Source organism: Paenibacillus sp. sgz302115 (assembly GCF_056120445.1).
The window spans coordinates 1-19,915 of sequence record NZ_JBVYOK010000005.1 but is presented as its reverse complement, the minus strand read 5'-3'; the positions used below and the strand labels follow the sequence as shown (position 1 = coordinate 19,915).

Annotated in this window: 15 protein-coding genes; 11 read left to right on the top strand and 4 right to left on the bottom strand. The window is 51.9% G+C overall.

Annotation, left to right across the window (positions count from 1 at the left end):
- Positions 1 to 59: 59 nt before the first annotated feature.
- From AC0LWN_RS12070 to AC0LWN_RS12050, 5 genes are all read left to right on the top strand, one after another.
- Complete coding sequence (locus tag AC0LWN_RS12070; protein WP_474665545.1) at positions 60 to 1,061, top strand: Gfo/Idh/MocA family protein; 1,002 nt, start codon at positions 60 to 62, stop codon at positions 1,059 to 1,061.
- Between the two features lie 199 nt (positions 1,062 to 1,260).
- Complete coding sequence (locus tag AC0LWN_RS12065; RefSeq protein ID WP_474665543.1) at positions 1,261 to 2,061, top strand: ABC transporter ATP-binding protein; 801 nt, start codon at positions 1,261 to 1,263, stop codon at positions 2,059 to 2,061.
- Positions 2,054 to 3,715 carry a hypothetical protein gene (locus AC0LWN_RS12060; protein WP_474665541.1) on the top strand — a complete coding sequence of 554 codons (1,662 nt, stop codon included), beginning with the start codon at positions 2,054 to 2,056 and terminating at the stop codon, positions 3,713 to 3,715. The genes AC0LWN_RS12065 and AC0LWN_RS12060 overlap by 8 nt, the downstream gene beginning before the upstream one ends.
- A gap of 233 nt (positions 3,716 to 3,948) precedes the next feature.
- Entirely contained in the window at positions 3,949 to 5,955 is a 2,007-nt protein-coding gene (locus AC0LWN_RS12055) for a putative bifunctional diguanylate cyclase/phosphodiesterase (RefSeq protein ID WP_474665539.1), read from the top strand.
- Positions 5,956 to 6,195: 240 nt separating this feature from the next.
- Complete coding sequence (locus AC0LWN_RS12050; protein WP_474665537.1) at positions 6,196 to 7,485, top strand: MFS transporter; 1,290 nt, start codon at positions 6,196 to 6,198, stop codon at positions 7,483 to 7,485.
- Between the two features lie 104 nt (positions 7,486 to 7,589).
- Here the strand turns inward: AC0LWN_RS12050 and AC0LWN_RS12045 are convergent, their stop codons facing one another.
- Positions 7,590 to 9,284, bottom strand: a complete 1,695-nt coding sequence (locus AC0LWN_RS12045; protein WP_474665535.1) for a methyl-accepting chemotaxis protein — start codon at positions 9,282 to 9,284, stop codon at positions 7,590 to 7,592.
- A 200-nt stretch (positions 9,285 to 9,484) separates the two neighbouring features.
- Between AC0LWN_RS12045 and AC0LWN_RS12040 the strand changes: the two genes are divergently transcribed.
- A complete protein-coding gene (locus AC0LWN_RS12040; RefSeq protein WP_474665533.1) occupies positions 9,485 to 9,916 on the top strand; it encodes a MarR family winged helix-turn-helix transcriptional regulator in 432 nt (143 codons plus the stop codon).
- 67 nt (positions 9,917 to 9,983) lie between these two features.
- On the opposite strand, the gene AC0LWN_RS12035 is transcribed toward AC0LWN_RS12040, so the two are convergent.
- Positions 9,984 to 11,849 (bottom strand): LTA synthase family protein, encoded by a 1,866-nt coding sequence (locus AC0LWN_RS12035; protein WP_474665531.1) that lies wholly within the window; start codon positions 11,847 to 11,849, stop codon positions 9,984 to 9,986.
- Positions 11,850 to 12,099: 250 nt separating this feature from the next.
- Here AC0LWN_RS12035 and AC0LWN_RS12030 point away from each other — a divergent pair, with 250 nt between their 5' ends.
- Together AC0LWN_RS12030 and AC0LWN_RS12025 are read left to right on the top strand one after the other, a co-directional pair.
- On the top strand, positions 12,100 to 14,409 hold the full coding sequence (locus AC0LWN_RS12030; protein WP_474665529.1) for a helicase C-terminal domain-containing protein: 2,310 nt from the start codon (positions 12,100 to 12,102) through the stop codon (positions 14,407 to 14,409).
- Between the two features lie 165 nt (positions 14,410 to 14,574).
- A complete protein-coding gene (locus AC0LWN_RS12025) occupies positions 14,575 to 15,543 on the top strand; it encodes a Gfo/Idh/MocA family protein (protein ID WP_474666062.1) in 969 nt (322 codons plus the stop codon).
- A 67-nt stretch (positions 15,544 to 15,610) separates the two neighbouring features.
- On the opposite strand, the gene AC0LWN_RS12020 is transcribed toward AC0LWN_RS12025, so the two are convergent.
- Positions 15,611 to 16,294: a CidB/LrgB family autolysis modulator gene (locus AC0LWN_RS12020; RefSeq protein ID WP_458967818.1), complete on the bottom strand. Its 684-nt coding sequence runs from the start codon at positions 16,292 to 16,294 to the stop codon at positions 15,611 to 15,613.
- Positions 16,291 to 16,662, bottom strand: coding sequence for a CidA/LrgA family protein (locus AC0LWN_RS12015; protein WP_474665527.1), 372 nt, complete (start codon positions 16,660 to 16,662; stop codon positions 16,291 to 16,293). The genes AC0LWN_RS12020 and AC0LWN_RS12015 overlap by 4 nt, the downstream gene beginning before the upstream one ends.
- A 109-nt stretch (positions 16,663 to 16,771) precedes the next feature.
- Here AC0LWN_RS12015 and cidR point away from each other — a divergent pair, with 109 nt between their 5' ends.
- The 3 genes from cidR to AC0LWN_RS12000 all read left to right on the top strand — a co-directional run bounded on the left by cidR (position 16,772) and on the right by AC0LWN_RS12000 (position 19,644).
- On the top strand, positions 16,772 to 17,689 hold the full coding sequence (gene cidR, locus AC0LWN_RS12010; protein ID WP_474665525.1) for a cidABC operon transcriptional activator CidR: 918 nt from the start codon (positions 16,772 to 16,774) through the stop codon (positions 17,687 to 17,689).
- Between the two features lie 112 nt (positions 17,690 to 17,801).
- Positions 17,802 to 18,086 carry an aspartyl-phosphate phosphatase Spo0E family protein gene (locus AC0LWN_RS12005; protein WP_474665523.1) on the top strand — a complete coding sequence of 95 codons (285 nt, stop codon included), beginning with the start codon at positions 17,802 to 17,804 and terminating at the stop codon, positions 18,084 to 18,086.
- Positions 18,087 to 18,243: 157 nt separating this feature from the next.
- Positions 18,244 to 19,644, top strand: coding sequence for a DNA-binding protein (locus AC0LWN_RS12000; RefSeq protein ID WP_474665521.1), 1,401 nt, complete (start codon positions 18,244 to 18,246; stop codon positions 19,642 to 19,644).
- Positions 19,645 to 19,915 lie beyond the last annotated feature (271 nt).

Sequence of the window (19,915 nt, the reverse complement as noted above, 5' to 3'; positions counted from 1 at the left end):
TATGATATTGTTTCATTAGGATAGGCATGGGAATCTATGACAAAGGAAGGTGTTCATTGATGGCGCGACAACTTCGCTGGGGAATCATGGGATGTGCGCAGATTGCGACAAACTCGGTTATGCCGGCCATTCAGGAATCGGAGACCGGGATCATCGGGGCAGTGGCCAGCCGGGGGCTGGATAAGAGCAGCGCCGTTGCCCGAGAATTCGGCATAGAGAAGGCTTACGGCAGCTATGAGGAGCTGCTTGCAGACCCGGATATTGACGCGGTGTATATTCCGCTTCCGAATCATCTGCACCGTGAATGGGTGCTCCGCGCGGCGGAAGCGGGCAAGCATGTGCTATGCGAGAAGCCGATTGCCCTTAGCAGCCACGAGGCTGCGGAGATGGTCGAAGCCTGCCGGAAGGCGGGCGTTCATCTGGCTGAGGCTTACATGTACCGGCATCATCCGCGGATTGCCGAGCTGCGGGAGATCATTAAGAGGGGCGATATCGGCGACCTGCGGTCCATTCGCGGAACGTTTACCTATAACGATGCCGAAGACACCTCCAATATCCGCTTCAAGTCGGCGTGGGGCGGAGGGTCTTTGTACGATGTTGGCTGCTACCCGCTCAGCGCGGCGCGGCTGTTGTTCGGGGCAGAGCCGGAAGTTGCAACCGTGCAGGCTATTTTCTCCCCGAAGCATGATCATGTGGACATGATGGCCTCCGGTCTGGTCGAATTCCCCGACGGCGTCAGCCTGATCTTCGACTGCGGCATGTGGGCCTACAACCGCCAACTGCTGGAGGTGCTTGGCACTGAAGGCCGGATCGAGATTCCGATGCCGTTCAATGCCAGATTCGAGGATGCCGCGTTTTTCGTGCATACCGGCGGGAAGGTGAAGCAGGTAGAAGCAACGGGCGCTAATCCGTATGTCCGGCAGGCCGATGATTTTGCCGCCGCCGTCTTCGGGGCGGAGCCAGTAGTTGCCGCAGAGGACCCGGTACTAAATATGATGCTGATTGAGACCTGCCTTAAGTCCGCACGTCAGCGTCAGCGGATCAGCTTGAAGCAGGAATAGCACTCCATTATATACGAATACAGGATTCTACATTCAGCGGCCTTTGGGCTGCTTTTTTTTATTGATTTCGGGGCGCTAAATCGGGCGAGGTTTGTGGTAATTTCTAATAGGTGAACGATGTAAAATTTGTTAGAATAGGAATTGAATTAAAGTGTATATGTCTGGAAGTACATAACGGAGTCTGAAAGGAGATTTGGTAATGGGCCTTGCAGAAGAGCCGGTCATTTCGATTTCCGGTTTATGGATGAATTACAGCGACCGGATGGTGCTGCGGGGGATTGACCTCGAGGTATACAGAGGACAGATTATCGGCTATATCGGTCCCAATGGCGCAGGCAAGAGCACTACGGTGAAGATCATGCTGGGGCTGGTGGAAGGCTATACCGGCACGGTGAGGATTTTTGGCAGGGATATTGCCGACGGGGATACCGCTTACAAGCGGAGAATCGGTTATGTACCTGAGATTGCCGAGCTGTATGATAGTCTGACCGCGAGAGAGTACCTGACGTTTATAGGCGAGCTGTATGGCATGAAGCGCCATGAAGCCGATGTCAAGGCCGAGAAGCTGATGACGCTGCTGAATCTCGACAAAGCCTACGATATGCGTATCGCCTCCTATTCCAAAGGGATGAAGCAAAAGGTGCTCCTGATCTCCAGCATGCTGCATGATCCCGATATTCTGTTTCTGGATGAGCCACTTAGCGGACTCGATGCCAATAGTGTCATGGTGGTGAAGGAAATCTTCGCTTCCCTGGCGGCGCAGGGCAAAACGATCTTTTATTCCTCGCATATTATGGATGTCGTGGAGAAGATCAGCAGCCGGATCATTCTGCTCAGCGGCGGGGATATTGTGGCGGACGGAAGCTTTGCGCAGCTTCAGGAGAGAAGCCGGGAAGGGTCGCTTGAGGAGATATTTAATCAGCTGACCGGATTCGATAAATACCGGGATATTGCCGGCGAGTTTGTTGCAGTTATTGGAGAAGGTGCTCCGCATGAATGATTTTTACATACTGAAGCTGCTTGACCGGTTAAAAGGCGGGTTCAGGAGAGCCGGCGTGGACTATGAGATGCTGCGCAGCATTCTTCAGGTCAAGCTGACGATGGATGGAAGGCGGACACCGACAGTGCTCTCCGGCGGCGCACAGAAAAAAAATCAGGGAACCGAAGGTTCACCGCTGCGGATACAGTGGATCTATTTATTATTCGGATTGATGCTGATCCTGTTCATCATACCTGACGGCAATTATATGCTGATGATGAGCATGGTGTTTGCCATTTCGATGTTTATGATCGCGACCACCCTGATTTCCGATTTCTCGTCGGTCATGCTCGATTTGCGCGACAAGAATATCCTGTTCTCCAAGCCCGTTGACCGCCGGACGCTGAACATGGCCAAGATCATCCATATTCTCATTTATCTGCTTACCTTAACGCTGACCTTCATGGGGCCCTCGCTGGCGGTTTCATTGTTTAAGCAGGGAGTGGTTTTCTTTCTGATCTATGCGGTCGGAGTTCTGCTTATGGACTGCTTCATACTGGTAGTTACAGCGCTGCTCTATCTGTTGGTCTTAAGAATTTTTGACGGGGAAAAGCTTAAGGACATCATCAACTATATTCAAATTATTCTATCCGTTGGAACTGTAGTAGGCTATCAACTGGTTCCGCGTCTCTTCAATACTACTGATATGGTGGGTACGTTCCAGCCCGCCTGGTGGCAATACTTCATAGCACCTGTCTGGTTCGCCGCTCCGTTTGAGGTGCTGGTAGGCGGAAACAGGGGAGCGGAGCTCATCGTGCTTGCGGTGCTGGCGCTCGCAGTTCCGGTGCTGCTGCTGCTCGCTTATATTAAGCTGATGCCGGTGTTCGAGCGGAATCTGCAGAAGCTGGCGGAGCAAGGGGCTGCCGGCAAAGACAGCGGCCGTGTGGCCAGCCGGCTGTCAGAGGTCTTTTGCCGGAACAAGGCAGAGGCTATGTTCTTCCGGTTCACCTGGTCGATGATGAGAAATGAACGGGATTTCAAGCTGAAGGTATACCCGACGATTGGCTTATCCTTAGTGCTGCCGTTCATCTTCATATTCAATCAGGTATGGAGCGGGGATCTGGCATCGCTGAAGGCCTCCAGAGCTTATCTGTTCATTTATTTCAGCGGGATGCTGATGATGACCGTAGTGCAAATGCTGCGTTACTCCGCAAGCTACAAAGGAGCATGGATTTACAGAACCATCCCGCTGCCCGGAACGTCTCCAGTGTACCGTGGAATGCTCAAGGCTGCGGTGCTGCGGCTCCTGCTCCCGCTGTTTATTCTGGAAGCGGCTATATTCATCTGGCTGTTCGGTATACGCATTCTGCCGGATCTGGTTGCTGTTCTGCTGGTATTGCTACTGTATTCGGTGATATGCTTCCGTGTGCTGCCGCAAGCGTTGCCTTTCTCGGAGAAATATGAGGCCGCGAAGCAGAAGGACTTTCAGGGAGGCGCCTTCGCTCTGTTGTTCATCTTGATAGGACTGGGCGGGCTGCATTTTGCAATTACCCTGTTTCCTTCCGGAGTTTACATCTATCTGGTAATTCTGGTAGCTGCAAATTGGTGGATTTGGCGCAAAAGCTTCCCCGGAAGCACTTCTCAATCCGGACAAATTCCAACCCTCGGCGGCTGAAGCCGACATGCAAATATGGACATTTTTTGCCGACAATAAAAAAAGGGTCTGAGTTCCAGTATTTACTTAGACAGCCTGCCAAATACAAGGTAGAATACACCTACAGTTAACTTTCAGGGATGGCCTATATTATCTTTATGCACTCTTCCATTTATCTGATATTCGTATATTGATAGTTACTTGAGAAACATACAGCAGCGACTATGATAATTTAACCGGTGAAGAGGTCGACTATGGATCAAATGGGAATCCACTATAATATCTGGATTGTTTTACTATCTTTTGTGCTCTCGGCGGCCGCAGCTTTTTCGGCACTGAGTCTGATTTCACAAATCTCCCATTCCACAGGCAGAGCAAGACTCATCTGGCTCCTGTCCGGCGCCTGTGTGCTTGGCTGCGGGATATGGGCGATACATTTCGTGGGAATTATGGCGCTGCATCTGCCCTTCAAGGTCAGCTATGACCTGGGCCGGGCTGTGTCGTCGCTGCTGCTCATCATGCTTGCCTGCTATTTGTCGCTGTGGATCGCCGCTGTCCTCCGTCAAAGGATGGGGCTTGTAGCCAGCGGGCTTATTCTCGGCAGCGGCATTGCCGCCATGCATTATGTTGGAATGTCCTCCATGAAGATGGAAGCGAAGATCCACTATGAGTCGGCAACCCAGGTACTGTCCATTATGGTTGCTTTTTCAGCCTCATATGTTGGAGTGCTTCTGCTCCGAAAGTTCAAGGATTATACCGGCTTCAGCCGCTGGAAGCTGTATTCGGCGATGTTCATCGGACTCGCGGTCACCGGGATGCATTATATCAGTCTGAGAACAAGCCATATAGCTTACGAAAGCTGGCTCGTTACAAAGCCCTTTCAGGTAGATACGGACGTTATTTTGCTGACGGGGGTTTCACTTGTAACGCTGCTAATGCTTGCTGTATCCGGCGGCGCGGTCTTCCTGGACCGGCATATGCTGGAGCGGATGGCTTACAATGATCCGCTCACGGAGCTGCCGAACCGGCATGGGCTTGAGCGGTATTTCAAGGAAGAATTCTTCGGCAGCAGCTCGGGTGCGGTATTTTTTGTCGATCTGGACCGCTTTAAGTCGATCAACGACACGCTGGGCCATGACATTGGCGATATGCTGCTGCAGGAGGTTGCCGAGCGCTTGAGAGGCTGCATCGGCACGAAGGGGAAGGTTTTCCGGCTGGGCGGTGACGAATTTCTAATTGCGCTGCCTGAGAGTACCGTAGATGAAGCCCAGGAAGCGGCGCAGCATATTTTGCAGGAAGTGAAGAAGCCCTACAGCATTGTAGGCAACGAGCTGTATATTACGGCAAGCGTCGGAATCAGCATGAATCCGGTGCATGGGACGGACCGCTCTGCGCTGATGAAGGCGGCCGACACTGCACTCTATACCTCCAAGGATTCCGGCAAGAATAAATTCAGCATCTTCGATCAGGAAATGAACCGCCACCAGCTTCGCCGGATGTCGCTGGAGAAGGATCTGCGCAAAGCGCTGGCCCGTTCGGAATTCATGGTTGTCTACCAGCCCAAATGGGATTCGCTGATGAATGTGACGGTTGGACTTGAAGCGCTGCTGCGCTGGAGACATCCGGAGCACGGAATTATTTCCCCGGCTGAATTCATCCCCATTGCCGAGGAGACCGGACTGATCGTACCGATTACCTATTGGATGCTGCATGATGTGTGCGGCCAGAATATGCTCTGGCATAAGGCGAAGGTGGCGAGTGTTGCCGTCTCCATCAACATGTCGGCCCGCATGTTCGATGGCGGCAGTCTCTGCGATGTGGTTGAGGAAGCGCTTGTGCGCTCTGGCCTGGAGCCGCATTTCCTCGAACTGGAGATTACGGAGTCCATTGCGATGAATAATATGGAAGAGACGGTGGCCCAGCTCTCCAAGCTGCGGAACCTTGGGGTCCGGGTGTCGCTGGATGATTTCGGAACCGGGTTCTCTTCCCTCGGCAATCTGGATGAAATTCCGGTGAATACGCTGAAGATTGACCAGGTGTTCATCCGCAAGAGCAAGATGCACTCCAAAAAAGCGATTATCAGCAATATCATCGCCATTGCCAGCAATCTCAACATGGAGGTTGTCGCCGAAGGCGTGGAAACGACGGAACAGATTGAACTGCTGCAATCTCTGGGCTGCCGGGTGATGCAAGGCTTTTATTACGGCAGGCCGATGCCTGTCAGCGAGCTGGGGCAATGGTTCAGCGAGAATACGGCGTAATTGGATACATATATAAATTCAAAACGGTTACACTGTCCGGTTATGGACGGTGTAGCCGTTTTTATTTGTCCGGCTGAGGACTTTGCCTGAGTCCGTAAGAAGCAAATGGGTTGTTGGTTATTGGCAATTGAATTTCCTTTATAATTAAAAAGAGGAAATTTAAGGGTGTATATAGAATGTATAAACTTGACATATAAAGGAATTCAAAAATCGGCTATGGAAAAGGAAGGGTGAATTTTTTTGATCAAGCGTTCTTTTTATTATCTGTGGGGGTCTCAGACGATCTCGAATATAGCAGATATTATCTACATTTTGAGTATAACGGTATTGGTGTTCAGCTCAAGCAATTCTCTATTGCAGACCACTTTAATTCCGTTGTTCCGTTTGTCTGCCCAAGTGGTTAGCGGACTGGTTGCACCTATAATTCTCAGCCGGTTCAGGCTCACGCGGATTTTGCTGTTCTCCCAGCTTGGGCAGTTTATCATTTTTACACTGCTGCTTCTTTACTTGCGGACCGTGCCTGGACAAGGGGCGTTTTTTTTCATTTTTATAATGGTGTTTGGCATGTCATTTCTGGATGGCTGGACTAACCCGGCACGAAATGCGCTTGTCCCCCGCTTGGCAACCGGTGAGGGACTCATGCGCGCGAATGGTTTGGTAGCAGTTAGTGATCAAGTAGTTAAATGTGCAGGATGGGCTCTCAGCGGGATTATTGTAGCCTGGATCGGTTCACTGAATACGCTATTGATCGCATCCTGTTGTTATATGCTGGCGGCAACTGTCACCTCATTCATTCGTGATCCGCTGGATCAACAGGAATCAGGCTCCGAATCTCCAATCCCCGCTGAACGTCCGGCAGCAGCCGAATCAAAGGGCTCTCATTGGAAAGAACTTGGGGAAGGGTGGCGGATCATTTGGAATAACCGCCGCATTCGTTCCCTAATGATCGTGGACAGTATAGACACCATTGGGGGAACCTCCTGGCTTGGTGCATTTATTCTGGCGTATGTAACTCAGGTGCTGCATAAGAATGCAAGCTGGTGGGGGTTTATGAATGCCTCCTTTTTCTCCGGTACAATTCTGGGCGGGCTGCTTGTTGTTGGCTTGGTCAAACGGCTGCAAAAGAGCAGTTATTTGTACATGCTGGGAGCATTGTTCGTGTATGTGCTGATTACAGCAGTGTTTGCTCTCAATACGATACCGGTCGCTGCGCTTGTTCTTTTTGCCGTCTCAGGTTTACCGGTGCAAATGGCTGGAATTATTCGCCGTACTTTGCTGCAAACCAGCGCTCCGGCTGCCGTGCTCCCAAAAGTGATGGCAGGAATTGATGTGCTTACGAACCTTGCCTTTGGTTTATCTTTGTTGTTCTTGGGTTGGTATGCAGACCGCTTTGGAATGGTCCAGGTGTATCTGCTGGCTGCGGCTATGACGACAATTGCTGTCTTGGTCGGATGGTTCTATCGGAGGGATTTCCAGGAAAAAGAGCAAGTGGATCATCCAGCCGTTATGGATGCGGGGATAAAAAGCTGAGGTTACTTGAGGCTGGAGAAGCCCCGGATTTTTTCTTTCCGGTTTGTAATGGAACCTTGGAAGAAAAGAGAAGCCAGCGGACAAATGACCGCTGGCTAGAAACCTTAGATCTTGAAGTTCTCCACAACAACCTGCAGTTTCTCCGCTAGTGAGGAGAGGAAGGCAGCGGAGGATTCGACTTCCTCCATTGCAGCAAGCTGCTCCTGTGAGGAGGCGGAGAGTGTCGCGGCGCCGTCAGCCGTCTGGTTAGAGATAGCAACAATCTTCTGGATCGCTTCAACGAGTCCTTCCGAGATCAGTGCAAGCTCGCGGACCGTTGCCGAAATTTGCTGGCTTTGTGCAGACATGTCGGAGACGGAAAGCTCAATCTCGGAGAAGGAATGACCGGCAGACTTGATCATTTCCTGACCCTGATGCATCTCATGGGAGGAATGCAGCATCGTTTCCCAGGCCTTGTCCATCTGGGTAATAATCAGACTTACCAATTCGCCAATTTGTCTTGCCGATGCAGAAGAACGCTCTGCAAGCTTGCGAATGGAGCCAGCGACAACGGCAAAGCCCCGGCCTTCCTCTCCGGCGCGCGCAGCTTCAATAGCGGCATTCAGCGCCAGCAGATTGGTCTCTTCCGCGATGCTGGTTATCGTACCGATAATATTCCCGATTTCTTTGGAGTGGCTGCCCAGCGTTTCAATGATGGCTGATAGGTCGTCGATGCTTCCGCCCACAACGCCCATTTGAGAGGTGGTGGACTCCATCGACTCCCGGCCGGAGCGGGCTTTTTGGGCATTCTCTGCAGCCTTGTTCATTGCGCTGTCCGCGTTGCCGGCTATCTCGGTGATAAAGCGTGACATATCCTGTACAGCTTTAAAGCTTCCCTCAAGGTCATGCAGTTGGGTGTTCGCGCCATCTGCCAGCTCAATGGTAATGTTCACACTATGCTCCCCGGCCCGGTTCGTTTCCTGGGCGCTGGCGGACAGCTCCTGGGACGAAGAGGCGACCAGCATAGAGGTATCATTGACCTGGGTAATCAGGTTGCGCAGATTCAGCGTCATCGCGCCAATGTCGCGTGCCAGTGTCCCGATCTCATCCTTGCTTGTGAAGAGCAGCGGATCGCGGGTAAGATCTCCCTTGGCAACGGTGTTCACTGAGCTTGACAGCTTGGTCAGCGGACTTACCATCCGGCGAATCAACAGATAGGCGGCAAGGATCGCCACGACCAGGATGGAGGCGCCAATAATGAATGGCTGAACAATGATATCCATTGTCCGTTCCTTGATTAACGGGCCGTCAAAATTGATAGCCATCAAGGCAATAATTGGTTTTGTGGGATCATGATCCTGGTAAATGGGGCCGTATCCGGTTTTGAGCGAGATTCCTTGGTATGTATAAACCTTGGAATATGCGGAATGCTTCATGGTAGTTATCATTTTTTTGTCTTCATCCGTGAAGTAGAAGGAATCCCCTGCTTTGTAGCCTCTTTTCTTCAGGTTGGCATCAGCAGCGAGTATTTTTCCATCCAGAGACAGAATAAAGGCCTCTTTAAAAATAGGCTTATGCCCCACGATCCAGCCTATCCGGTCTTCGACGGCAGCAACCTTGCTGTTATCTCCGCCGGCGAGTGCCGATATATCAGCGGGATCAACGAGACCGGTCGTAATATTGGCGCAGCCTACCAATTCGATCCCGGCAGCTTCATCCACTTGATGATACGCAGCGCGGTATCCGAAGAATCCAATGGAGGACCCGACGAGAAGCAACACGACGAGCATCATCCAGGTTAATTTTGTAGCCAACTTCATTATTTGCATCACCAGCCCTGACTCTTATTGTTTTCAGTGATATCTGCTATCACTGCTGCTACGATTATATATCATGACTGATAGTAGAGTATTAGCGAGAATATAGTAATTTTGTGTCGAATGGGCTACGAAAGGATTGAATCATGGCCTGTGGTAATGGTACGCTTGGAGTAGGACAAACGGACTGGGAGCTGAAAGGGATGTCGCAACAAATTGATCCGCTCGTAGAGCAGTTAGGAGTATCCATGTGGAAGGTTCAACGCAAAATTGCGTCGCAGATGTCCTTGCATAAGGAAATCGGCCTTACCGTGCCGCAATTCGGACTGCTGCGGATGATCGCCCAGGAGAGAAACGCGCGCGTCATTCAACTGGCTGACAAGCTGGAGGTCAAATCCAGTGCAGTTACGGTAATGCTGGACCGTCTTGAGCTGCTGGGTCTCAGTGCGCGTGAGCCGGATGAGAATGACCGGAGGGCCGTAATTGTCACCCTTACCACGAAGGGTCAGAATGTGCTTGAAGAAGCGAAATACCGCTCGTTGCTGCTGCTCACCGAACATTTATCAATCCTGAAGCCGGAAGAGCTGCAAAACCTTGCCGACTATTATTTGATGCTTGAGAAGCAGGAACGTTGACAGCAGCAGCTTGAACAATAAAAGCCGCGCTCCGTAAATCCGGAACGCGGCTTTTTATACGTATAGCTTATTCTGCTTTTTTCACTCTATCCGGAAGCTGCATAACGTAGCTGTTCGAGAGCTGGCGCAATCGCAAAGCGCGGTTGTATTCATCCTCGGTTCCAGCAGGCGCCTTGCCGCCGGTTGCAAGAGTGAACTGGGTATTATCCTCGAAGCTGTTGCCGGGAATCAGCAGCCCGGAGCTGGCGATAAAGGAGCCGGTTGGCAGATAGTACCGCTGCGGCAGCAGATTGTAGGACTGGCTCAACAGATCCTGGCCAAAATGAATATTGTTGTCCATTGATACACCCAGCAGACTGGCTGCAGTAGGCATAATATCCACTTCGCCTCCAACATGATCCACCGTCTGCGGCGAAATGGCGCCCTCTGCATGAATGATCAGCGGGATATTGAGCATATCGGCATATTCATAATCATGCCCGTAGATTTCCTTCATTAATTCCTTATCATCATGGTCCAGCGAATAAATCGGCAATCCCATATGGTCTCCGTAGACCATAATCAGGCTGTCGTCCCATAGTCCATTCGCCTTAAGCTCATCCACGAACTGTCCGAACGCATAGTCGGCATAGTTCTGGGCGCGGATATAGTCACCAACGAATGTGCCTTCATACCGCTCCGGCAGCTTCATCTTGTATTTTTCCGCAGGAATGGTAAACGGATGATGGGCAGACATCGAAATGACCTGGGCGTAGAAAGGCTTGCTGTCTGCATCCATTTCCTTCAGCTTATCTGCGGTTTTGCGGTAGAGCACTTCATCCGAAGCTCCGAAGAAAAAGGAATCCTCGTCGCCAAAAAACTTATGATCATAATATTTCTCCCAGCCAAGCGCGTTGTACAGCTCTCCGCGGTTCCAGAACTCCACATCATTGGTGTGGAAGGTAGCTGTCTGGTAGCCGCTACTCTGCAGCAGCCTTGGCAAACTTGGCAGCTCTTTGTCGACATAAGACATCGTTGCCGCGCCCTGAGGCGGAATATAGAAGGAGGAGTTGACTACGAACTCGGCGTCCGATGTATTCCCTTGCCCGACCATCTGGTAGAAGTTAGGGAAGTACAAGCTGTTCTTCATCAGGCGGTTGAGGTTCGGCGTAATCTCTTGTCCGTCCACCTTCAGCCCGAGCAGAAAGTTCTGGAACGACTCCAATTGAAGAATAATCAGGTTCTTGCCTTTGGCGGCGCCCTGAAGCGGGGAGACAGCAGACGTGTCTATGCTCTTCAATTTGTCGATTGTATCCTGTGTAATTTCACTGGCGTTCACGATCTCCGGTTTGTCATTAGCAAATATCGTGTAGGCCTCATAATTCAAAATCCCCATCTCCTGCGCCTTCTTGATCTCATTCATGCTGGCCTTGTTGGGCAGGATATTGAACAGGCAGAGGGCTAGCGAGACGATGAACAGAAGGCTGTGCGAGAGTTTCCCGCGGTGGTAATTAATGTTATCCTTCTTATAGGTCCGACCCTTTTTATTGAAGAAAAAGTAGAAGCCCAGAACGATAATATCGGCAAAAATCAGCAGATAATACGGGTCCATCAGCGAGAAGACGCTGTTGCGTACAGCCGTAACCTGATTCACCTGCTCCGCCGCATGATAAGTGACGATGACTCCGTAATACTTAAAGTACATAATGGCGGCAAAAAAGATTGCGGTAACGAGCAAATTGACCGTCATATAATAGCCTAGCTTCCGCTTGGAGGCAAATCTCTCAATCAGGGCAAACAGGGCCCAGACAAAAGGAATCTCAGTTAACAGGGTTTTCCAGGAGAGCAATTCTCCAAAGATAACGCCCCAGGCCAAAAAGCTCTTTAAAATAAATAGAATCGAGAAAAATACGAATGGTTTGAAAAGCCACCTCTTAAATGTTGGGGATGACACAGCTTCGCCCTCTTTCTGCAAAATAAACACACCAATTCCCGGCTGCACCCTTATCAATAGACCTAATTATGCAGCGCTGGGTGAGGAATGTCAAAAATCAGAACAGCCGTATAACCTTTGGGGAAGGCGTAAATTCAATTGCAAGCGCGTGAAGCGGAGATTATCTGCTTGATCAGGGATTATACAGTGTTATAAGAACGAAAATGGCCCCTCGCCTGCAAAAAAGGCGTGGACATGGAGGAGGCGGAACATGGAGTACGCAGAGGTATCGTTGTCCGTGCGGGCGCTGGTGGAGTACGCCTTCAGCAGCGGCAGCCTGGAGCCGGGCTTCCGCAGCGGTGCGGCAATGGCCGAAGGCACACGTATCCATCAGCATATTCAGAAGCAATATAAGGAAGGCGACCGCAAAGAGGTCTATCTGAAGACAGAGATTCCTTATGAAGGCCTGCTGTTCATCATCGACGGGCGCTGTGACGGCCTGCTTGTCCGCGAGGATGGAAGCCTGATTGTAGAGGAGATTAAGTCTACAGCCGGACCTCTGGATTCCACCTTCGAAGGGCGGGAGGTTCACTGGGCGCAGGCGCTCATGTACGCCTATATGATTACGCTTGAACAGGAGCTTCCTTCTATTGAAGTCAAGCTTACCTACGTCCGCAGAGGCAGCGAAGAGCAGCATAGTCTGTACAGGCAGGTGTCCAGAGAGGAGCTTATGGTCTTCGCGATGGACACGGTGGCAAGATATGCTCCTTATGCGGAGCTGAGGGTCGCGCATGAAGGGCGGAGGGAGGAGAGCATCCGCGGGCTGTCTTTTCCATTTGCCGCTTACCGGCAGGGGCAGCGGCATTTCGCCGCAGCCGTGTACAAGACGGCTGCGGAGGGCGTTAATTTGTTTGCCCAGGCGCCTACAGGCATCGGCAAAACGATGTCCACCCTCTTCCCGGCGGTAAAAGCCTTGGGCGAGGGCAAGCTAACGGCCATCTTCTACCTGACGGCGAAGACGGTCACCCGGTTTGCAGCGCAGGAGGCGGTCCTGCTGCTGATTGCCGGCGGCCTTCATCTGCATGCCATCACGCTGACCGCTAAGGAGAAGGCCTGCTTCCGCGAGGAGGGGCTGTGCGGCAAGGACGGCTGCCCTTTTGCTGAAGGGTATTATGACCGGATAAATGAAGCGGTGCTGGATATGCTGGCGCATGAAACGCTGATGACGCAGGAGATCATTGCGGAGTATGCCCGCAAGCATCAGGTATGCCCGTTTGAGTTCTCGCTGGATACAGCCTATGCCTGCGATATGGTCATCTGCGATTATAACTATATCTATGATCCCCGGATCAGCCTGAAGCGGCTGCCGGAGGAGCGGAAGAAGAAGACGGTGCTGCTGGTGGATGAGGCCCATAACCTGGTGGACCGGGGCAGGGAGATGTACTCCGCTTCTCTGACCAAAGCGCCGTTCCTGGCGCTGCAGCGGCAGTATAAGACGGTGAACCGCAGCCTTGCCGCAGCCGCCAAAGCGGTGAATGCTTTTTTCATCGCCCTGCGCAAAAGCTGCGGCGAAGAAGGAGAAGGACATTGGCCGGATTACCCCGCAGACTTGCCGCAGCTGCTGGAGACCTTCTCCGCTGAAGCGGAGCTGGAGCTGCTCAGTCCTCCCTCTGCGCTCATTGCACCGGATACGGAAGAGGCGGGCAGTCTGCTGGACACCTATTATGCGGTACAGGGCATGCTGCGCACCTTCAAAACCTATGATGAACGGTATGTAACCTATGCTGAGGTCCAGCGGGGGGATGTCGTGCTGAAGCTATTCAATCTGGACCCGTCCCACCTGCTGCAGCAAATGGCGAAGGGCTTCCGCAGCCAGATTCTATTCTCTGCAACGCTATCCCCGATGTCCTACTACCGGGACATGATCGGGGCGGCTGAGGAAGATTACAGCCTGAGCGTTCCTTCGCCCTTCCATAAGGAGCAGTGGGAGGTATCCGTACTTCCGGTGTCCACCCGTTACCGCGACCGTGCCGATTCCTTCCTTCCGCTAAGCGACGCGCTGGGAGGGATAGCTGCAAGGAAGGGCAATTACCTGGTGTTTTTTCCTTCTTATGCGTATTTGCAGAATGTCTTTGAGGTGTTCACGGACAAGTATCCCGAGGTGACGACTCTCGTCCAGGGAAGCGGGATGAGCGAGCAGGAGCGTGAGGAATTCCTGTCCTCCTTCCGGCCGGATAATCCGAAGACGCTGCTTGGTTTCGCTGTGCTTGGCGGGATTTTCTCGGAAGGTGTGGACTTGCCCGGCGACCGCCTGAACGGGGTGATGGTCGTCGGTGTCGGCTTGCCGCAGGTGGGGCTGGAACGCAATCTGCTGCGGCAATATTTTCAGTCCCAGGGCAAGAATGGCTTTGATTATGCCTACGTCTACCCGGGTATGTGCAAGGTGCAGCAGGCAGGAGGAAGGCTGATCCGCAGCGAGCAGGACAACGGAATAATTATGCTGGCGGATGACCGTTTCCTGCAGCACCCGTATGTGGAGCTGCTCCCGGAGGAGTGGAGAGACTACCTGGTAATAAGCTGAACTTATAAACATCATGAAAAAGGTAGGAGTGCGGAAGTCCAAACATTCCCCGCAGTTACGACCAGACCCTAATATGAAAATCTAAAGTTCAACTTATACAGTCTTGGGCTGATAGCGTATAATCTATGAAAAGGCATACATTCGAATATTACAGGAGGGAATATGATGACACTGAATATAGGGATTGTAGGGACAGGCTGGTTCTCCAAGGTGCATGCGGATTTGCTGGCGGGAATGGACGATGTGAAGCTGCAGGCCGTGTGCGGAAGCAGCAAGCAAAAAGGGGAGGAGATGGCTCTCCCTTACGGAGCCGCCGGCTATGGTGAAATTACAGAGATGCTGGATGCCCACAAGCTGGATGCGGTATATATTTGCGTACCTCCTCAATCGCACGGAGCGATTGAGCGTGCGCTGATCCACAGGGACATCCCCTTTTTCATTGAGAAACCGCTGGGCTCAAGTACGGAGATTCCGGCCAGCCTGCTGCAGGACATTAAAGCGCATAATTTGCTGACCTCCGTCGGCTATCACTTCCGTTATCAGGAGAACATAGCCCGGCTGAAGAAGGCGCTCAGCGGCGACAAGGTGGGAATGATTGTCGGACAATGGATGGGCGGTATGCCGGGAGTTGCATGGTGGCGCAACCAGGAGCAGTCCGGCGGCCAGTTTACGGAGCAGACGACGCATATTGTTGATTTGCTCCGTTATCTGGGAGGTGAGGTGACCGAGGTCTACGGCATGTTCGGCAACCGGATCATGCATGAGCAGCATGAGGGGGTAACGGTGGCGGATGTCGGTACTGTATCGCTCAAGCTGGACAACGGCATTGTGGCGAATATTTCGAACACTTGCGTACTGCCCGGCGAGGTAGGGCGTGTTGGTCTGAGCTTCTATAATGATAACGGCCTGCTGGACTGGAACCCGGAGCGTTTGCTTGAGGTGCGCAGCGGCGACAGCAAGGAGTATGCGAACGCTGGTAATCCTTACGCCGCCGAGAGCGAAGCGTTCCTGTATGCGGTGCGGACCGGTAACCGTTCGCGTATTCTCAGCGACTATGAAGATGGCTACAAGACGCTGAAGGTGACCTGTGCAGCGTACGATTCGGCGCAGAGCGGATTGCCAGTGAAGCTGTAAGAAAAAGATAGACCCGCCGGCTCAGCACTGCTGAACTGGCAGGTCTATTGGCCCAAGCCGGGGCGGCCTAGTGGAGGAAAACCGCGAGGAGAGCCGGCGCAACTCCTATGGACAGCAGCGCCGTCAGAATCATCGCGATACTGGAGATGGTGCCGGTCAGCGAACTCAGCTCGAAGGCTTTGGAGGTGCCCGTACCGTGTGCAGCGGTTCCCAGCGATACACCGCGCGCAATTTCATTGTCAATGCGGAAGAGGCGCAGGACAGAAGGCCCCATCAGCGTACCCAGCACCCCGGTCAGAATTACGAAAACTGCCGTAATACTCGGAACGCCGCCGATGCTTTGCGAGATGCTCATGGCGATCGGTGTAGTTACCGAACGAGGTACCAGGCTGGTGGCGAGGTCGCCGCTAAGATGCATCCATTTGGCCAGCAGCATCGAGGAGAGTACTGCCATTACCGTCCCTGACAGCACGCCTGCCGCAATTTCGGCGGCGTGCTTTTTAAGTACCTTGAAGTTTTTATGAAGAGGGATTGCAAAAGCGATGGTTGCCGGCTGCAGCAGATCCGTTAGCCATTTGCCTCCCGCATTGTAGGATTCATAGGGAATTCCCGTCATCAGCAGGAAGCTGATAATCAGCAGCGGCGTAATGATGAGCGGGGAAGCGTACATTTTATTACTGGAAGCATAGATTCGTTTGGACAGCAGATAGACGGCGACAGTCAGTACAAGCAGCAATAATCCGGTTATCATGATCCTCTACGCTCCTTTACTTTAAATATAGCTCCCGTAAGCAGCCCTGAGCTGGCCATTACGGCAAAGGTACCGACCAGCACAACCGCCAGCACTTGAAGGCCATCCGCTTCGAGCAGCTTGGAATATTTCATAACACCTATAGCTGAAGGGATAAAGAACAGCAGCAGCTCGGCGAGCAGCCAGGATGCTCCGACTTCTACCCAGTTCAGACGAATGACACCGGATTCCAGCAGCAGGAACAGAACAATCATGCCGATGATACTTCCGGGAATGGGAATATGGAGTAGTGGGGTCAAAGAGTTGATTAACATTGAGAATATGGTGAGTCCGGCTACCTGCAGCAAGCCTATACCAAGCTTTTTCATAAGGCTTCGCTCCTTTCATTACTGAAAGTTTACATCCATTTCTTTCATAGGTAAAATGAATAGATTGAATAAGTGACATTCCATTTATCTATACAAGGAGGCGGCGAATTTGGATATCCGGCAACTGCAGTATTTCGTCCAGGTAGCCCGGCTGAACAGCTTCTCCAGAGCAGCGGAATCACTGTACATCTCCCAGCCGACAATCAGCAAAATGATCCGCAATCTGGAGGAGGAGCTTGGGGCGGACCTCTTTTACCGCGAGGGCAAAAGCATCCGGCTGACGGATGCCGGAGAGATTCTGCTGACCAAGGCGCAGAACATCGTGGGAGCGTTCGTTAGCCTGTCCTCGGAGCTGGACAGCCTGCGCAATTTGAAGCAGGGCCACATCCGCATCGGGCTGCCGCCGATGGTCGGCGCGAGCTTCTTTCCTGCCGTAATTGGCGAGTTTCACCGCCGTTACCCGGACGTGACGATCCGCCTGCACGAAGACGGAGCCAAAAAAGTGGAGGATGATGTAGAGACCGGGCTGCTCGACATTGGAGCGATTGTGCTGCCGGTGAACACAGCGAAATTTCACTGCTTCACCTTTGTAGAGGAGAAGCTCAAACTGCTGGTACCTGCGGGACACCGGCTGGCCGGAGCGGCGGCTGTGCCGCTGAGGGAGCTGGCGGAGGAGGAGTTTGTGCTGTTCCGGGAGGATTTTGCCCTGCATGACCGGATTATCACTGAATGTGTTAAGGTAGGATTTCAGCCCAAGGTCGTATATGAAAGCTCGCAATGGGATTTGATCAGCCGGATGGTGGATGCCGGAATGGGAATCGCCCTGCTCCCCGAGACCATCTGCCGGGACATGGACCGTACGCGGATTTCCGTGGTGCCGCTGACGGAGCCTGTCATTCCCTGGCAGCTCGGTATGATCTGGCGCAGAGACCGGTACTTGTCCTTCGCAGCACGCGAATGGATAAACTTCGCCATGAAGGTGCTGGGAGAACGGTATTTGCCGCCGGGAGCCGGAGAGAAGAAATAACGAAATTAAATATTGTATTGTGATCGACATATTTTTCTTTTTTTTCAAAATATGTTTTTTGGCATCATGAATTATGATAGGGATGAAGTTGATAGAGAGAAGGTGAGCAATCATGAGCCTTTACCAAAATTCCCCTGTTGAACTTTTAAAAGAGTATAGAGAAGATGAACTGTTTATTACTATAGAGAGTCTTAGAAGTGAGTTGCTTGAGGTTGCACAGGAGCGCAGTCTCAGCGACCACGTGGTTCTGGAGCTAAGCCAGCGTCTGGATGGCTACATCGTGATGGCCCAGAACAAAATGATGGAAAGTTTGCGCAGCCGCAAGAGCGCAGCAACTTCCTACGGGAAGAAACCAAAGACCCACAGGGCGCGAAGCAAAGCCGCGCTGCAACAATAAATTTTCTATTTGATTTTGTAATATGTGAAATTTCTCCAAAACCTTTGAACCGGATGGCCTCACTTTGTGGGGCCATTTTGTTGTGCTTTCTATAAGCATCACCTATAATGGCAATTAATAGAAGGGCATTATCAGAGTTAACGGAGGGGGTGGCCGGGTGGAGGCGAAGTTGACAACCATACGCTCAGAAATTGAGAAACATCTATCCCGCTCGGGTTATAATCTCGCTTCGTTTGCGAAGGTTTCTGGCCTGAACCGCGGAAGTCTCAGTGCTATTCTTCATGGGAACCCGCCTAAGCCAATTTCACTGCGGCAACTTGATGCGTTCACTAGAGCCTTCGGATTTCCGGAAGGATGGTTATATCCGTTATATGTGGATGAGTGCTTCAGCGAGGAGAGGATCTCCCGCCGCCGGGTGGAGCCTTTTTTAATCCGTTGTGCCGAGCTTGGCAAGCAGCATTGCATAGAGGATGTCTTAAGCCGGATCATGGAATATTCGAAGCCGCTGGATATTTTGTATTCCGTGGCGGAGAAATTATTCGGCAGCGGGAAAATCCAGGAGTCGGTTATTTTCTATAAAATTATCGTAGACAATGAGCAGGACAGCTATTCTGAGCGTATGGCCATAAGCCAGTACCGTATTTTCAAGTCATTGGAATCCGTCGTGGATAAGGAAGAACAACTGCGGGCAGTTATCACCTTTGAACCTTTTCGCGGACGTCTTCCGGAGAATATGCAGCTTGATGGGCTGCTTAAGCTGGCCAACGTCTGCTTCACACTGCACAAGTGGAAGGACGTGGAGAAGTACGCGGATGAGCTGAGAGCACTCGCTAACGGGATCTACCGGGAGCAGCTCAGGAAAAAATCCAGCAGACGCCACGAGGAATTGAATCTGGAGCGTCCGCTTGTCATATATTACGGCCACGGTTATCTAGCCAAGGCAACCGCACTTACCAAACAGGGCAACTATGAGGAAGCAAAGAAATATACCGCCGGATATGCGGACCTGAGCTGGTTTGAAATTCTGGACGAAGAAGGACGGCATATTGTCGAGAGCTTCAGCCTTTTTGCCATAGCCAACGGGTTTACGCTGGAGATGATGATCGGCAATGAGGAGGCCCTCCCGGCTTATACAACCTTCTTGGCTGACAACCCCGGTGAAATATTGCCTGGTCTGGTTGTCATTGTAGAGTCGGCCAACCGCTACGGCTTCTCTGTAGACAATGTTCTCGCGCAGTTCTCCCGGGAAATGGTGCGATTTGAGCAATTTATGGACCCGATCAACATTGACCGGTTATATCGGCTCCGCTATCAAATTTCGATGTACCTTCTCGACCGTGAGTTGTATAATCAAGGGGTAGATAGTATTCTGCAGTCGCTTCAGTTGGCCATCCGGCTGAACGGTGCCAGCAACATAATTGATTGTGTAACTTTGTTTGAGACGTACAGGAATTATGCGACCGAGCAGCAGCAACAGAAATATGGCGAAACTATAAGGGAGCTGAGGAAAAATGAAGAAAACACTGTTAATGGCATTCAGCGTTCTGGCATTATTTAGCTTCATCCTGATCGGACCGGAGGCACCTGCAGGGCAAGGCGGATCTTTCAAAGTACTGGAGCATGGAATGGGCTTCTAAGCTGACCCTCAAAGCCGGACAACCACCCCCCGCCTTCATGGCAGGGGGTTCTTTGTGCGTACGCCCAGCATGGGCGTCATCTCTAGGGTGAAAGTCCCGAGCGGGGGCTGGCAAGCGCCTACCGTTAGCCAAGGGCAAGGGTGTCCATCGCGAGGTGGAATCTGAAGGAAGCCGGGGGCAAAAGCACGGCCT

Coding starts and splice junctions, on each gene's coding strand:
- AC0LWN_RS12020 (WP_458967818.1), bottom strand. CDS start 16,294: ATGATAACCGGATTATTGCTGCTTGTACTGACTGTCGCCGTCTATCTG.
- AC0LWN_RS12040 (WP_474665533.1), top strand. CDS start 9,485: ATGTCGCAACAAATTGATCCGCTCGTAGAGCAGTTAGGAGTATCCATG.
- AC0LWN_RS12055 (WP_474665539.1), top strand. CDS start 3,949: ATGGATCAAATGGGAATCCACTATAATATCTGGATTGTTTTACTATCT.
- AC0LWN_RS12005 (WP_474665523.1), top strand. CDS start 17,802: ATGAGCCTTTACCAAAATTCCCCTGTTGAACTTTTAAAAGAGTATAGA.
- AC0LWN_RS12065 (WP_474665543.1), top strand. CDS start 1,261: ATGGGCCTTGCAGAAGAGCCGGTCATTTCGATTTCCGGTTTATGGATG.
- AC0LWN_RS12015 (WP_474665527.1), bottom strand. CDS start 16,662: ATGAAAAAGCTTGGTATAGGCTTGCTGCAGGTAGCCGGACTCACCATA.
- AC0LWN_RS12060 (WP_474665541.1), top strand. CDS start 2,054: ATGAATGATTTTTACATACTGAAGCTGCTTGACCGGTTAAAAGGCGGG.
- AC0LWN_RS12025 (WP_474666062.1), top strand. CDS start 14,575: ATGACACTGAATATAGGGATTGTAGGGACAGGCTGGTTCTCCAAGGTG.
- AC0LWN_RS12070 (WP_474665545.1), top strand. CDS start 60: ATGGCGCGACAACTTCGCTGGGGAATCATGGGATGTGCGCAGATTGCG.
- AC0LWN_RS12030 (WP_474665529.1), top strand. CDS start 12,100: ATGGAGTACGCAGAGGTATCGTTGTCCGTGCGGGCGCTGGTGGAGTAC.
- AC0LWN_RS12045 (WP_474665535.1), bottom strand. CDS start 9,284: ATGAAGTTGGCTACAAAATTAACCTGGATGATGCTCGTCGTGTTGCTT.